The sequence below is a fragment of the Vagococcus sp. genome (genome assembly GCF_052102835.1).
Classification (GTDB): Bacteria; Bacillota; Bacilli; order Lactobacillales; family Vagococcaceae; genus Vagococcus.
Genome location: NZ_JBQEIL010000008.1, coordinates 12,929 through 27,901 on the forward strand (window position 1 = coordinate 12,929; position 14,973 = coordinate 27,901).

General features: G+C 34.3%; 15 protein-coding genes. 1 reads left to right on the forward strand and 14 read right to left on the reverse strand.

Annotation, left to right across the window (positions count from 1 at the left end; genetic code table 11):
- Positions 1 to 301: 301 nt before the first annotated feature.
- From ACTJFD_RS08665 to ACTJFD_RS08695, 7 genes are all read right to left on the reverse strand, one after another.
- Complete coding sequence (locus tag ACTJFD_RS08665; RefSeq protein ID WP_442260952.1) at positions 302 to 1,327, reverse strand: DUF1002 domain-containing protein; 1,026 nt, start codon at positions 1,325 to 1,327, stop codon at positions 302 to 304.
- A gap of 159 nt (positions 1,328 to 1,486) precedes the next feature.
- Positions 1,487 to 3,325, reverse strand: coding sequence for a translational GTPase TypA (typA, locus tag ACTJFD_RS08670; RefSeq protein ID WP_442260953.1), 1,839 nt, complete (start codon positions 3,323 to 3,325; stop codon positions 1,487 to 1,489).
- Positions 3,326 to 3,442: 117 nt separating this feature from the next.
- Positions 3,443 to 4,219 (reverse strand): inositol monophosphatase family protein, encoded by a 777-nt coding sequence (locus tag ACTJFD_RS08675; RefSeq protein ID WP_442260955.1) that lies wholly within the window; start codon positions 4,217 to 4,219, stop codon positions 3,443 to 3,445.
- Positions 4,216 to 4,503, reverse strand: a complete 288-nt coding sequence (locus ACTJFD_RS08680) for a UPF0223 family protein (protein ID WP_442260956.1) — start codon at positions 4,501 to 4,503, stop codon at positions 4,216 to 4,218. Before ACTJFD_RS08680 ends, ACTJFD_RS08675 begins: the two co-directional genes overlap by 4 nt.
- Positions 4,504 to 4,596: 93 nt before the next feature.
- Entirely contained in the window at positions 4,597 to 6,033 is a 1,437-nt protein-coding gene (locus tag ACTJFD_RS08685; protein WP_442260958.1) for an ATP-binding protein, read from the reverse strand.
- Positions 6,030 to 6,758, reverse strand: coding sequence for a response regulator transcription factor (locus tag ACTJFD_RS08690; protein WP_442260959.1), 729 nt, complete (start codon positions 6,756 to 6,758; stop codon positions 6,030 to 6,032). Before ACTJFD_RS08690 ends, ACTJFD_RS08685 begins: the two co-directional genes overlap by 4 nt.
- A complete protein-coding gene (locus ACTJFD_RS08695; RefSeq protein ID WP_442260961.1) occupies positions 6,739 to 7,101 on the reverse strand; it encodes an SdpI family protein in 363 nt (120 codons plus the stop codon). The genes ACTJFD_RS08690 and ACTJFD_RS08695 overlap by 20 nt, the downstream gene beginning before the upstream one ends.
- Positions 7,102 to 7,285: 184 nt before the next feature.
- Here ACTJFD_RS08695 and ACTJFD_RS08700 point away from each other — a divergent pair, with 184 nt between their 5' ends.
- Positions 7,286 to 7,414 (forward strand): hypothetical protein, encoded by a 129-nt coding sequence (locus tag ACTJFD_RS08700; protein ID WP_442260963.1) that lies wholly within the window; start codon positions 7,286 to 7,288, stop codon positions 7,412 to 7,414.
- A gap of 134 nt (positions 7,415 to 7,548) precedes the next feature.
- Here ACTJFD_RS08700 and ACTJFD_RS08705 read toward each other — a convergent pair whose 3' ends face one another.
- From ACTJFD_RS08705 to aroA, 7 genes are all read right to left on the reverse strand, one after another.
- A complete protein-coding gene (locus tag ACTJFD_RS08705) occupies positions 7,549 to 8,895 on the reverse strand; it encodes a DEAD/DEAH box helicase (RefSeq protein ID WP_442260965.1) in 1,347 nt (448 codons plus the stop codon).
- Positions 8,896 to 8,942: 47 nt separating this feature from the next.
- A complete protein-coding gene (locus ACTJFD_RS08710; protein WP_442260966.1) occupies positions 8,943 to 9,884 on the reverse strand; it encodes an AEC family transporter in 942 nt (313 codons plus the stop codon).
- Between the two features lie 18 nt (positions 9,885 to 9,902).
- Positions 9,903 to 11,030, reverse strand: coding sequence for an alanine racemase (gene alr / locus ACTJFD_RS08715; protein WP_442260968.1), 1,128 nt, complete (start codon positions 11,028 to 11,030; stop codon positions 9,903 to 9,905).
- A 59-nt stretch (positions 11,031 to 11,089) separates the two neighbouring features.
- A complete protein-coding gene (locus ACTJFD_RS08720) occupies positions 11,090 to 11,959 on the reverse strand; it encodes a DegV family protein (RefSeq protein ID WP_442260970.1) in 870 nt (289 codons plus the stop codon).
- An 85-nt stretch (positions 11,960 to 12,044) separates the two neighbouring features.
- The gene (locus tag ACTJFD_RS08725; RefSeq protein ID WP_442260972.1) at positions 12,045 to 13,082 is read right to left on the reverse strand and encodes an LCP family protein; all 1,038 of its coding nucleotides are present in this window, start codon (positions 13,080 to 13,082) and stop codon (positions 12,045 to 12,047) included.
- Positions 13,083 to 13,169: 87 nt separating this feature from the next.
- Positions 13,170 to 13,682 carry a shikimate kinase gene (locus ACTJFD_RS08730; RefSeq protein ID WP_442260974.1) on the reverse strand — a complete coding sequence of 171 codons (513 nt, stop codon included), beginning with the start codon at positions 13,680 to 13,682 and terminating at the stop codon, positions 13,170 to 13,172.
- Positions 13,679 to 14,971, reverse strand: coding sequence for a 3-phosphoshikimate 1-carboxyvinyltransferase (gene aroA / locus ACTJFD_RS08735; protein ID WP_442260976.1), 1,293 nt, complete (start codon positions 14,969 to 14,971; stop codon positions 13,679 to 13,681). The genes ACTJFD_RS08730 and aroA overlap by 4 nt, the downstream gene beginning before the upstream one ends.
- Positions 14,972 to 14,973 lie beyond the last annotated feature (2 nt).

The window sequence follows — 14,973 nt, forward strand, 5'->3', positions numbered from 1 at the left end:
TTTTCGTTCCTTTCAATTTTGCAAGTAACTTTATTATAACATTATTTAAAAGAGAGTTGTAGAATAAAACAAGGAAAGAATAGGTTCTTACTTTATTATCTCTTAACCTTTTTTATCACCGAACGTTGAAAAAGTCTTTTCTGCAAATTAAAATGCTTATTTTTCAGAATCTCGGCTTTCTCTATTTCAATCAATTCTTTCTTTTTAATTGGGTTATCCAAAAAAAGAACCTCCAATAGTAATAAAAAAAGAACAGCAAGATTTCTCCAACTGCTCCATCTTTAATCTTCTAACCTCTAAATTAACTAAATAAGTTGCTGAAAAAATCTTTTATTCCTTGCCAGACACCAGCAATGCCACTTTTAGCTTTCTCTACGTTTTCATCTGAAAGCAAATTACTTTTAAATTCGGAACCATTTTTAATCAAATCATCTTTGAAGTTTGATAATTGTTTAGTCATTTGACTATCTTTAATTGCACTTGTGCTTGTAAAATCAACCATATTATTAACCACTTCAGTTTTTAATTCTGGTGTAATTGCTTCTTGCATCCCGTTTTTTTCAATTTGTTGATCCACCACTTTTTCAACCTCTGTTTGAACTTGTTCCTTTGGTGCATTGGCTAATTTTTTATTAATTTTTTGTAATTCTAATTGAATATCTGCTAACATTACTAAGATATTTTCTGATGAGTAATCTTTATTTTCTTGATTTTGTTGGTCGATTGCAGAAACAACTTGCATTTGTTCTTGAGCCACTGCTCTTTTTTCATCACGTTGAGTTTGTTCTACTCCATCTTTTGCTGGTGTCACTTCATCATAAATCTTATAAATCCCAGCTAATGCTCCACTACCATCCATTGTTCTCACACTAGCAATCCGAATGTAAGCATCATAGACACCACTCGTAATCGCCGCAGAACGATACATTGCTTCTGTTCGAGCGGTAATGTTTTCAGGCGTTACGATTTCGACAGTCACACCTGAACCCGTTTTTGTACGTGCAATAAAAGCACTTGAATATGCTTTTGAGTCTGCAGTAAACTCAGGAACATCGGTCACATATTTCATCAAGTCATGACCATCAACAATAAAAGTATTATTTTTTGCGGTATCAATTCCTTTAAGATCACTAACTTTATCAATATCATTTAATAGAATTTCTGTTGTTTTTTGTTTTTCTACTTCAGTTAAGCCATTTCCTAAAGCAAGATTAGGTATATTCCAACCCTCATCTTTATTTTTTTCTACCGCATTAACCGGTTGTCCAACGAAAACCATTCCTGTAAAAAACAGTAAAGTACTTATTATAAAATATATTTTTTTCATACAATAAATCTCCTCTTTCAACATTTTTAACCACCCTCATTATAACAATCAATAACTAATATCGTCATCCAACTTAAGAATGAATTTAGCAAAACTTATAAAAAATTAAAAAAGCAAGGTCACTATTTTCATAATGAACTTGCTTTTCCTTATTACTGATTAATCTGCTGTTTTTTTCTTTTTAGCAAATTTTTCACGTTCTGATTTATTTAAGATTTGTTTTCTTAAACGAATACTTTCTGGAGTTACTTCACAATACTCATCATCATTTAAAAATTGTAATGATTCTTCAAGTGTTAAAATCTTAGGTTTTTTAATAACCGATGTTTGGTCTTTATTGGCTGAACGAACGTTAGTCATTTGTTTTGCTTTTGTGATATTAACACCTAAGTCATTTTCACGGCTGTTTTGACCAATAATCATTCCTTCATAAACTTCAGTACCTGGTTCAACATAAACGGTTCCACGTTCTTCAATACTCATGATTGAATATGTTGTCGCTTTACCTTGGTCAATAGACACTAACGCTCCATTACGACGACCTGTTGTTAAACCACTAATCACTGGTAAGTAAGAATCAAACGTATGATTCATAATTCCGTATCCACGAGTTAATGACATAAACTCAGTAGAATAACCAATTAATCCTCTAGCTGGTGCTAAAAAGATTAAACGAACTTGACCATTACCATTATTTATCATATCTAACATTTCTGCTTTACGTTGACCAAGTGATTCAATTACGCCACCCATATATTCTTCTGGTGTGTCAATTTGAACACGTTCAAATGGTTCACAAAGAACGCCTTCAACTTCACGATAGATAACACTTGGGCGAGAAACTTGTAATTCGAAACCTTCACGACGCATATTTTCAATCAAAATTGATAAGTGAAGTTCACCACGGCCAGATACAACCCATTTATCAGGTGAATTGGTCGCTTCTACTTTTAATGATACATCTGTTTGTAATTGAGCTTGTAAACGTTCTTCAATTTTACGAGACGTTACATATTTACCTTCACGCCCAGCAAATGGTGAATTGTTCACTAAGAACGTCATTTGTAAGGTTGGTTCATCAATATGTAGTGTTGGTAAAGCTTCTTGATGATTAATTGGCGTTATCGTTTCACCGACGAAGATGTCCTCCATGCCTGAAACAGCAATTAACTCACCCGCTCTCGCTTCTTGAATTTCGACACGGTCTAAGCCTAGAAAACCTAGTAACTTAGTCACACGGAATTTTTTAACTTCGCCATCAAGTTTCATTAAAGCGACTTGATCGCCAACTTTCATTGTTCCACGGAATACTCGACCAATCCCAATACGGCCCACATAATCATTATAATCTAATAATGATACTTGGAATTGTAATGGATCTTCACTGTTGTCAACTGGTGCTGGGATGTATTTTAAAATAGCATCATAAATATAGTTCATGGTATGTTCTTGGTCTGCAGGATCATCTGATAAACTTGATGTTCCATTAACAGCTGCCGCATAAACGACAGGGAACTCTAACTGTTCATCATCTGCACCTAACTCAATAAATAACTCTAAAACTTCATCAATCACTTCAGCAGGACGTGCTGTTGCTTTGTCAATTTTATTGACAACAACAATTGGTGTTAATTTTTGTTCTAGTGCTTTTTTAAGTACAAAACGTGTTTGAGGCATTGTGCCTTCATATGCATCAACAACTAAAATCACGCCATCAACCATTTTCATGATACGTTCAACTTCTCCACCAAAATCGGCATGCCCTGGTGTATCCAAAATATTAATATGTTTGTCATTGTAGTTGATCGCTGTTGTTTTCGCTAAGATCGTAATTCCACGCTCTTTTTCAATATCTCCAGAGTCCATTGCACGTTCTTGTAATTGTGCATGTCCACCTAAAGTATTTGATTGTTTCAATAACTCATCAACTAATGTTGTTTTACCGTGGTCAACGTGGGCAATAATTGCGACGTTACGGATATCTTCTCTAAATTTCACTGTATAACATTCTCCTCACTATTTAAAACCAAAGGCGTCTAGCACCTTTAAAATTTAACCGACTGTTCATTATAACAAAAAAAGCTTATGAAAAAAAGAAAAAGTTTTCATATTTTCTTAATTTTTCCTTAAAATCGACATATAATCAGCATGGGCTTGCTTTGTAGCCACAATAAAATAACGACGATCATCTAAAATATGATACGGTGAACCATCCAAATACGTACACACTAAACCTAATGGCTCACTAAGTGCAACACCTGCCGCAAAATCCCAAGGTGCCAAATTAGAAATATAACCACATTGGTCTCCTTGAATAACACTAATAAAATCTAACCCAGCACAACCTAAAATTCTAACCCCCATCGCTTCTAATCCTGCTTGTTGTGTCCCTAACGTATCATGAGCGTACATCGAGCCATTTGCTCCTAGTAATCCATCTTTTAAAGCAACATCTTTCACTTTAGGTAAAGGGGAGCCATTCAGATAAACACCCGTTTCCACTCCACCATAAATAAAGCAATCTGCCATCACATCATAAATGAATCCTAAAACAGGATGACCATTTTCAAATATTCCAATCATAATACAAAAGTTTTTTTGTTGTAAAACAAAATTCATCGTCCCATCAATCGGGTCAATCACCCAAACCCGACCTTTTGTCGTTGTGGGTTTTTCACTCATTCCTTCTTCACCGACGATATGGTCTTCTGGATAAGCTTTTTTTATTTTCTCAACTAAAAAGCGTTCTGTCGCTTGATCAATATTAGTCACTAAGTCCCGATGATTAGACTTTGTTTTTACATCAATCACTTCATTCAATGACAATTTTATTTGATCACTAGCTTCGTAAATCCAAGTCTTCACTTCTGATACCAACTGTGTTGTTGTCATTTGACTAACTCCTTTTTATTTAAGATTCCTTTTTTTTGCTTTCGTGCTAGTTGAACGACTTGATAAAGAGAATAACCTGTTAACGCTTCATATTCTCTACCTAATTGACGTTCCTCACCGATACTCTTAACAACCCTCTTGAACAATTCATATTTTTCTAAAAAAGCTTCCGCAGATACTTTTTTTTCATAAACTTGCTCTAAGGTTGCCCATAAGTCCACAACCAAGACAATCTCATCCGTTGTCCATTCTGTGTTAATCGGATAACTAAAATTTTCCTTCATTTTACTTACCACCTCATTTTATCTCTACAAGTGTAACAAAAATAAGACTGCAATGAAACAATTTAAACTAGTTTCTTCACAGTCTTAAGTAATTTATTCCTTTTTTCCTTCTACTTGGTCTGGAAAGGTCACACTAAACGTCGTTCCTACTCCTAACTCACTATCTACTTTAATACTTCCTTTATGTAAACGTACTAGCTGATCTACAATCGATAATCCTAGACCGGACTCTCCGTATTTAGTGTTTTTACGGGAAGGATCTGATTTATAATAGCGATCCCAAATATTTTTTAAATCTTCCTCAGAAATACCAATCCCATGATCACTAATTTCAACCGTTGTTTCTAAGTAACCACGCACAACAGAAATTTTAATTTCATCATTTTCTGTAAACTGAATGGCATTTGTAATTAAATTAACCATAATTTGAACAAAACGATCATGATCCGCATCGAGCTGAACGGGCATTGTATTAACTAAAAGCAATTGATTATTTTTAGCCTCAGCTTTCCCTTTTAATTGCGTTAAAAGCGTCTCTAAAATTTCAGTAGCATTTAAACGTTGAACCACGATACTAATTTGATTGGTTAAAATTTTCTCGTAATCTAAATTCTCATTAACTAACCGAATCAGACGTGTCGTTTCATTACTCATTAAGTTCAAACAATTATCAATTTGATTTTCAGGGATGGCATGATGAGTTAACCCTTCAAGTAATCCATTAATTGTTGTCAAAGGCGTCCGCATTTCATGAGCAACATCAGCCATAAAATTACGTCTTCTTTCTTCTTGACGTTCAATCTCTAAATGAGACTCTTTTAACGCTTCTGTCATTTGATTAAAGTCCATTGCTAAGTCATCTAGTTCATCTTTGTTTTTAACTTCTAAATGAACATCAAAATTTCCGTCCGCAATTTGCTTCGTTGCACTTCGCATTCGATTGATTCGATTAACTTGAAATTTAGCAAATAAAAAACTCATAATAATCGCAATAATGGTTGAGATTAAAAAACCCCTCAATAAATTTTGAGTTAATGAATTAACACTTTTATTAATATTACTACCAGGCTGATAGACAATCAAAACACCTTCAAAAGAAAATTCACCCGAAAATAAAGGTTGAATAAACAAAGCCATTGTTTGTTTTTTATCAGGTAGTGATTTTTCATTAACTAGTTTTTTTATTGTTTGGCCTGATTTCAATATTTTTAATTCTTCATCTGAAATCAAATTATTACCTGTTTGACCTTTATCATCTTTAGGATAAGTAGCTGTTAAATCTTTATCTAAAACATAAAAACCTACTTTCTGATGTCTTAAGATTGTTTTTGTTGTATCCAAAGATTCATTTAGCGTCCAATCGAATGTTCGCATATTTGAAAGTACTGTTTCTGAATAGCCATTTAGCTGTTCATAACTCGACTCTTTAACTGTATTCTTTGTGAATTGAGTAAAAGATGCTCCAAAGATTAATAAAACAGTCAAAATAATCACAAAAAATGCAATCATTTGTTGGAGTAAATATCTCATTTCGTTTCTACTCCAGTGTCATCGAATTTATAACCTACCCCCCAAACTGTTTGAATAACTTGAGGTCCAACTTTTTCGATTTTTTGTCTTAATTTTTTAATATGTGCATCCACTGTTCGTTCATCACCAAAATATTGATAATCCCATACGAGTTCTAGTAATTTTTCACGTGAAAAAACTTGTTTAGGATTTCTAGCTAAGGTTAATAACAAATCAAATTCCTTAGGTGTTAATCCTTGAATAGCTTGTTCTTCAAGATAAACTTCACGTGTCTTGGTATTCATTTTGAAATGTTCCGTAATCACATCAAACTCACCTTTTTGTTGCTGATTATCTGCTTCATGTCCATCCTCTACAAAACTAGAACGACGATGTAAAGCTTTAATACGAGCAATCAGTGTTAGTGGACTAAACGGTTTTGTGACATAATCATCCGCCCCCATCTCCAAACCAATCACTTGGTCACTCTCAGAATCACGGGCCGTTAACATAATAATAGGGACCGTTTTAGAAACTTTTCGAACCTCACGACAAACTGCCATACCATCTAAGGTTGGTAAATTTAAATCTAAAGTAATCATATCCCAACTTTCTGGGGATTCTAAAAATTTATCTAGACCTTCTTGACCATCATAGCAAAAACTGACCTCCCAATCCTCATTTAAGAAAAACATTTTCATCATTTCTGAAACGGATTCATTGTCTTCAATCATTAGTAATTTCATTTTTAATATCCTCCTGTTCAATTATTAATTGATCATTAAATTGCTCGATTTTTCGCTCGACTAAATAAAAGAATAAAGCGATTGGAAATAAAATAAAGAAAAATTCAAGCAAGAAAAGATGGGTCCAATACATTGTTTTTAACAAAAAACCAATACAAAAAGTAACACCACCCATTAAGAGTAACATATTCCTTGCTTGTTTTTGAGCATAAATAAAGGTTTTTTCAGTCTCCCGAGCTCTTGGTGTCCGATAACCATATTTAAAATAAGTTTTTTTTGATGGAAAAAGAGCATAAACTACTCCTAAAGTAAACATCGCTAAGCCAACATAATAAAAAATCAAAAATATCCATCCCATCTATATCAATCTAATATATTTATTATAATAGATTTCCTGAATTTAGCTATCTTTTTAAATTTAATAAAAAAACTTGCAATTCTATTTTTCATATGGTATATTTATTGAAGGAATTTTGTTACCATATCGCCTTTTGCGTTAAGTTTTATTTAAGAAAGGAGTTTTTAATATGGTATATTGCACTAAAAAAATCGAATATAGAGTAACTTTAGATACAGATCGTAACGTTTTTATTGTTTTTGATGCTCAGAATGATCGCGTCTCTGCTGAAGGTAACTCAATTCAACAAGCAAATTAGTTAAGGAGTAACCTCACCATGGAAGATACCCACTATTGACTGGCGACTATTTTATCGTAGATACGAGAATAGTCGCCTATTTTTTTACGCAAAAAAAGGCTATGACTTATGTCATTACCTTCTTTTTTAAAAATTTAGTAATCTTGTTTTCTTGATTTTCGTTTCGAACGATCCGTTTGACGACGCTCAACTTTACGTTTTTGACGATCGTTTTCACTAATTGCATATTTAATTTTTTTCTTATAAGCAGGTTTAACTTTTTTCTTTTTCTTCTTCACTAAACCAATCATTTTAGGATCTAATTGTTTTTGTGATTTTTCACGTTGTGTTCGACGGTTACGATCATAAGAATCAACAATTTCACCTTGACGAATAATCTTAGGTTCGAATTTAATTCCTAATTTTTCTAACTCACCAATCGCTTGCTCATCTTGAGGGCTATAGAGAGTAATCGCAACTCCACTCATACCGTTACGTCCTGTTCGGCCCACACGATGAATAAAGAACTCTAAATCTCTTGGAACTTCAGCATTAATAACTAGTGAAACTCCTTCAATATCAATTCCTCGAGCAGCTAAATCTGTTGCCACTACATATTGATAATCTAGATTTTGAATCGACTTCATCACGCGCTTACGTTCACGGGGTTGAATTCCACCATGGATCTTCGCTACTTTTAATCCCTGTGCTTTCAGATATTCAGTAATTTCATCTACACGTTCCTTAGTATTCGCAAAAACCATCGCTAAATAAGGATTTCCCATAGTTAATAAACTATAAATCGCTTGATTTTGATTTTGTCCTTTATTCGGAATCAACCAATTTTCAATGGTATCTGAAATAATTGTCGACGATTTAATATGTTCGACGACAGGATTGTCCATATATTTTTTCAAGAAAGGTTTTAATTTTTCTGGAATCGTTGCTGAAAAAACTAACATTTGTAGATTATTTGGTAAAGTTGAAGCAATCTTATCAACTTCTTCTAAAAATCCCATATCTAAAGTCATATCAGCTTCATCAATAACTAGCGTTTTAGCAGTATAGCTTTTTAATGCCTGATTTTCAATTAAATCTAAAATCCGACCAGGTGTTCCAATGACTAAATGCGGTTGTTGGTTTTTTAATTTTTCAATTTGACGTTTTTTATCCGTGCCACCAACGTAACTAGCCACACGCATTTCTTCTCCAGAAAAACTTGCTAATTCAATCGCTGCTTGATAAATCTGTTCTGCTAATTCACGACTAGGTGTCGTAATAATCGCTTGAACTTCATCTCTTTTCGTATTTAATTCATTCATTATTGGAATTAAAAAGGTATGTGTTTTACCTGATCCTGTCTGTGACTCGCCCACCACACTTCTCCCATTAAAAATGACGGGAATAAGTTTCTTTTGAACAGCTGTTGGCTCTTCAAAGCCTTTTTTTGTTAATGCTTCTAGCATAAACGGTTTTAAATTAAAACAATTAAACTGTGTCATGTTTTAACTACACCTTCTTTCTTTTGATCACTCTGCGCATTATACCATTAAAAAAATAGATTTAACATAATTAAGATAAATAAAACATAAGAAATAATAGAATAGGTTAGACTCGATGTTGCAAATTTTTCATCTGCCCCATAGGAACGAGCAAAAATCGGCAATGCATTTTGAACAGGCATTGCTGATTGTAAGATAAAGACTTTTAGCATTAGTGGTGGCACAGGTATAATAAAAGATAACAAATAAACTACCAATGGTGAAATCACATATCTACCTAAAAGCACTCCAAAAACATCTTTATCCATTTTTAAATTTTTAAAGCCAGTTTGATAAATAATAATTCCAATAACAAACAATGACAAAGCCGTTGTCATTCCCCCAACATAGGTTGAAAAATCAAACAAAGGTTTTGGAACTCCAACTCCTGTAAGTAACCAAAGGATGCCTATTATAAAACCTAAAAGTGCTGGTGATAATAATTGTTTTAATAATTTTTTAAAACTAAAGACGTTGGTACGCAATCTTTTTTCAGGGTTATCGTTGGCTATTAACACTAAGCCGATAGTAAAGAAGAAACTTGTATTACAAATATAATATAACAATGCATAGGGAATTGCCTTTTCACCAAAAACAGCCATATTTACAGGCAAGCCCATAAAAATAGTATTTGCTGCCGTAAACATTACCTGAAAGGAACCTTGTCTTGTTATCGGTACTTTCGTTAACTTTGCATAAATAAAACTAATTATAAATGTGACAATAATGGAGGTAAAAGGCAATAAAATCCCCTGAAATAACTCTAAAAATTCTGCTCTTGTAAATTTTTGTGTCATATTTAAAAACATATTCAACGGCAACGTAATATTCAATACTAATTTTGAAAACGTATTCGCTGTTTGATTATCAAACCATTTTTTTTTAGTTAAAAGATAGGCTAATAAAATAATGGCAAAAACTACTAAAATATTCAAATAGGCAGCTAACAAACTTTTATTCCCCTCGCTTTATTCATTTAAATAGTAGCGTGGTAATCGATCAGATAAATCACACGTCACCTCATAGTTGATTGTTTCAAGGTGCTCCGCTACTTCTTGAGTACTAATAAACTCAGCACCATTTGAACCAATGATAGTAACCTTCGTCCCAATTGAATAAGCTCTAGGTAATCTGATCATACATTGATCCATACAGATACGACCGACTATTGGAACACGCTCGCCCTCAATCAAGACTTCAAACCCTTGGAATGTACGACGCACACCATCCGCATAACCAATGGGTAGCGTACCAATCCATTCCTCTTCAGTCGTTTCATAAGTGATACCATAACCAATTTTTTCTCCAGCTTTAATCTTCTTAACATGAATTAGTGCAGTTTCCAAACTTAAGGCTTGAACAAGTGAATAAGGAAGATTCAACTCTTTTCCTGAAGGGTTCATACCATACATAGCGTCACCAAAACGAATAACATTACTTCCCCAAGCATCATGCCAGAGAGCTGTCGCTGAATTTGCTGTATGAACATAAGGAATATTATTTGGAAAAAGCGCTCTCGCTTTGGTAAACACCGCTTTTTGTTTTTCAAAATAGGTCGTTGACACAGTATCCGCCGTAGCAAAATGAGTAAACAAACCAACCCACTCGATATGTTGACTTTTTTCTAAGAACAGGGCCGCTGCTCTCATTTCTTCCTCTTCTCGGATTCCAATTCGCCCCATACCAGTATCAATTTTAAGATGAACAGAAATTTTCTGACTTATTCCCAATTCAGCGATAGTTTCTTCAGCTTGAGATAACCATGCCAAGCTTGGTGCAGTTAAACTAATTTCTTCTTGAATTGCTTGTTCCAAAAATTGAGAACTAACATAACTCAAAACTAAGATAGGTTCTACTGTAATTCCGGATTCTCTTAACTCCAAAGCTTCATCGAAATTAGAGACACAAAAACCAGTTGCTCCAGCTTCTCTTGCTGCTTTGGCAACTTGTACAGCACCATGTCCATAACCATTAGCTTTTACAACTGCAAATAATTGTTGGTCGGATGTTAGACGCTCTTTTTCTAAGCGAACATTCTGACGGATGGCCTCTAAATCAATAATGACACGACTTTCACGACTATAACTTGGTTTCATTCTTATTCCTTCTTTTCTTTAATTTTTAAAAATTAAACAAATTTAAAAAAAGACTTAATTTAAATGATTAAGTCTTCTATAGATTTCGGAGCAACACCAATGGCTACTGCTTTTTCACCTAAATGAGCTCCGATTACTGGACCGAACTCACAAATAATAGTATCTAAATCTTTATCTTCTTTTAATAAATCCTGCTCCACTCGTTGAGCAATTTCACTATTATTACAATGAATAACATAGAACGTCAACTGGTCTGCTGATAAATATTGCTCGTTAAGTGCAATCGCTTGAATACGAGCTAGTGCTTTTTTTTGAGAGCGTATTTTCTCTTTTAAAACAATCGCTCCATCCTCAAAGTAGAGAATAGGTTTAATTTTTAATAGTGTTCCCAGAATAGCTGCTCCATTTTTTAAACGACCGCCACGAACCAAATGATTTAAATCATCAACAACAATATAGCCATTTAAATGTTGACGCATCATTTCTAATCTTTCTATTATTTCTTCTATTTCTACTTTTTTTTCGCATAAATCCAATGCTGTTTCAACTAATTTTCCCATTGGACCTGTTGTTAATTTTGAGTCAAAAACAGAAATTTTAATGTGAGTCAGCTCACTTGCTAAACTCTGAACTGTTCTAGTAAAACCAGATATTTCAGAAGATAGATGTATCGAAATAATGTGATCATATCCTTGGTTAATAACGTCTTCGTATAATTCTAAGACCTCCCCAACAGATGGTTGTGATGTCTTTGGTAACTCATTCTCTTGTTTTAATAAGTCATAAAACTCCGTTGACTCAATATCTATTCCTTCCCTAAATAGTCGATTACCAATAATTAAAGGAACTGAAAGGATAAACAAGTTTTCTCTTTGGCGATACTCTTCTTTTAAAAATACAGTACTGTCTGTTATGATTGCTGTCTTCATCTTAATCTCCAATTCTTTTTCAGTAAACTTATAGAAAGATAATACAATTCATTATAAATTTTATCTGATGAATTGTAAAATCAGTTTATTTTTTCAAAAAAGCATCAATAGCAGCTTTATTAACGGCTTGATCAATTTCAAGTACACTTCCAGCACCGTCATAGTAATTGTCCCAATAGCTACCTTTAACAGGTACGGTTAGAATTTCTAATGGACGGTGTTTACTAAACGTGTAAGACAACGCACTTGATGGCGCTGTTGTCATCGGTAAATTTGTTTCAGTGTATCCATTGACAGCTCCTAAAACTTCTGGTATTCGCCAAACATTTTTAGGATTAAAAGCTGATTTTACAAGCGCGTTCATCACTTGTTGCTGACGACGAACCCGTCCAAAATCACCTTCTTCATCTTTTCTAAAACGAGCATATTGCAATGCCTGGTGACCATTTAATTTTTGTTCTCCCTTTTGAATAGTTGTTCCCTCCACATCTAATGTTTTTTCTGCATTAATTGCTATACCACCTGGAGATAAAATATCAACAAATTTTGGAAATGTATCGAAATTAACAACCGCATAATACTGAATTGGAATACCAAAAGAATAACTTAAAGTTTCACGCATTCTTTCAGCACCACCGTAAGCATAAGCTGCATTAACCTTATTAAATTCAACATTATCTTGTCCACCCATGGGTATTGGTAAATAAGTATCTCGCATAACAGAAACTAATTTAGGTGTTTTGTCTTTTTTATTATAGTGAGCAATCATAATTGTATCAGCACGACCTTGATCGGCTCCTCTAGAATCACTACCTAACAGTAAAATATTAATCGAGCCATCTTGGCTTGCTTGACCTTTAAAGTCAGTTACTTCTTGAGGTTGATTAGCTTTATCTGCTTTTGCACTGAAAAAACCTTTAGCATAGCCTATTCCAGACCCAACCATTAGAAGAAAGAGTAACAATAAAAAATAGAAAAGAATTCCTTTTCTTTTTTTCTTCTTTTTTTTATTTTTCGGGGGTTTCAGGGGCTTTTTATTTTGGCTTACTCTAGGTTCAACCGTTTCTACTTTTTCCGCTTCCTTAGTCTGCTTATGACGATCCATCCTTGTCATCTGAGTCATCTCTACACCTCGTTTTTTATTCACTAACTTATTATAGCATAAACGGATTCGCAAAAAAAAGAAACCAACTAAAGTCGGATTCTTTTTTTAAATAACACAATACTGTTTTCTGATGAACTGTACTATTTCTAAAACAGATAAATCATCGACTTCAATAACTACACTTGCTACTTCACGGTAGTAAGCTTGCCTTTCTTCATAAAGCTGTTTAAAACCCTCTAAATTTTCACTATCAAATAAAGGACGTCGATTCTCTTTATCTTGACTCACTCGATTAACAATTGTTTCAAAACTTGCTTTTAACCAATAAACAGGTTGCTTTTTTAATTGCTCACGAGTGCCCAATGAACTAATAATCCCACCACCGGTCGCTACCACACCACTTTCAAGGACTAACTCTGATAATAATTCTGCTTCTAATTTTCGAAAATAACGTTCGCTTTTCTCAGCAAAAATAGAGACTATACTTTGTTGTTCTCTCTGAACAATGACTTGATCCATATCAAAAAAAGGAATAGACAATGCTTGTGACAACTCGTAGCCCACACTTGTTTTTCCAGACCCCATAAATCCTACCAAAATCAATGTTTGATTACTCATCGTGGTTTCACTAGTCTTTCTAAATCAGTAAAGAAGTGAGGATACGATACAGAAACCGCCTCTGAATGAGCTAAAACCACATGTCCCTCTTTCACTAAAAGTGCTGCTATTTGTAGCATCATTCCCATTCTATGATCCCCATAACTATCGACTTGTGTTGCTTTTAAAGGCGTTTTACCTTCAATAATCAAACCATCTTCTGTCGGTGTGACCATTGCCCCCATTTTAGTTAGCTCTGTTGCTACCGCTAATATCCGGTCGGTTTCTTTGACTTTTAATTCTTCAGCATCTTTAATAATCGTTGTGCCATGTGCCTGAGTTGCAAGTAAAGCAATAACTGGTATTTCATCAATCAACCTTGGAATTAACGCTCCTGAGATTACCGTGCCATGAAGTTCACTCGTTTCGATTGTTAACGTCCCCGCTTGATTTTTTGCATCCCAATCACTAATTGTCAATTTTCCGCCCATTGCTTTAACGACATCGATAATCCCTGTTCGGGAAGGACTTAATCCGACATTTTTTATCACAAGTAAACTCTCAGGTATCATCAATGCAGCTGCGATGAAAAAAGCGGCTGAAGAAATATCCCCCGGGATAGTGACTTGCTGACCTTTTAAATCTTGAGGTCCAACCACTGTTATTTCCTTGTCCTTCACTTCAACTGTCCCACCAAATTGTTTAATCATAACTTCAGTATGGTCCCGTGTAACTTCTTTTTCAATAATTTTACTAACTCCCTGAGCTTGTAATGCTGCAAAAAGTAGGGCTGATTTAACTTGAGCACTCGCGACAGGTAAGTGATAGTCAATTGGTTGTAAAGCAGATGTTCCTTTGATAGTCAATGGTGGATAACCATTATTCTTTTGTTGCTCAATGCTTACCCCCATTTTTCCAAGTGGTAATAGCACACGATTCATAGGACGTTTTTGAATAGATTCATCACCTGTCAGCGTCACTGGAAAAGCAGTTCCTGCTAGAATCCCCATAGTTAAACGAATTGTCGTTCCTGAATTGCCGACATCTAGTTCTTTTTTCGGTTTCTTTAACCCTTGCCAACCACAGCCATCAACCGTGATTTTTTCTCCATCGTCAACAATTGAAATGCCCATTTGTTTAAAGATTTCCAGAGTTCGTAAACAATCATCCGCTCTTAAAAAATTGGTTATCACTGTCTTACCATGGGCGATTGAACCAAACATGATACTGCGATGCGAAATTGATTTATCTCCTGGAACTTCAAGAATCCCTCCTAAAGAACTCTCTTGCAAACTTATTAATGTTTTCATTC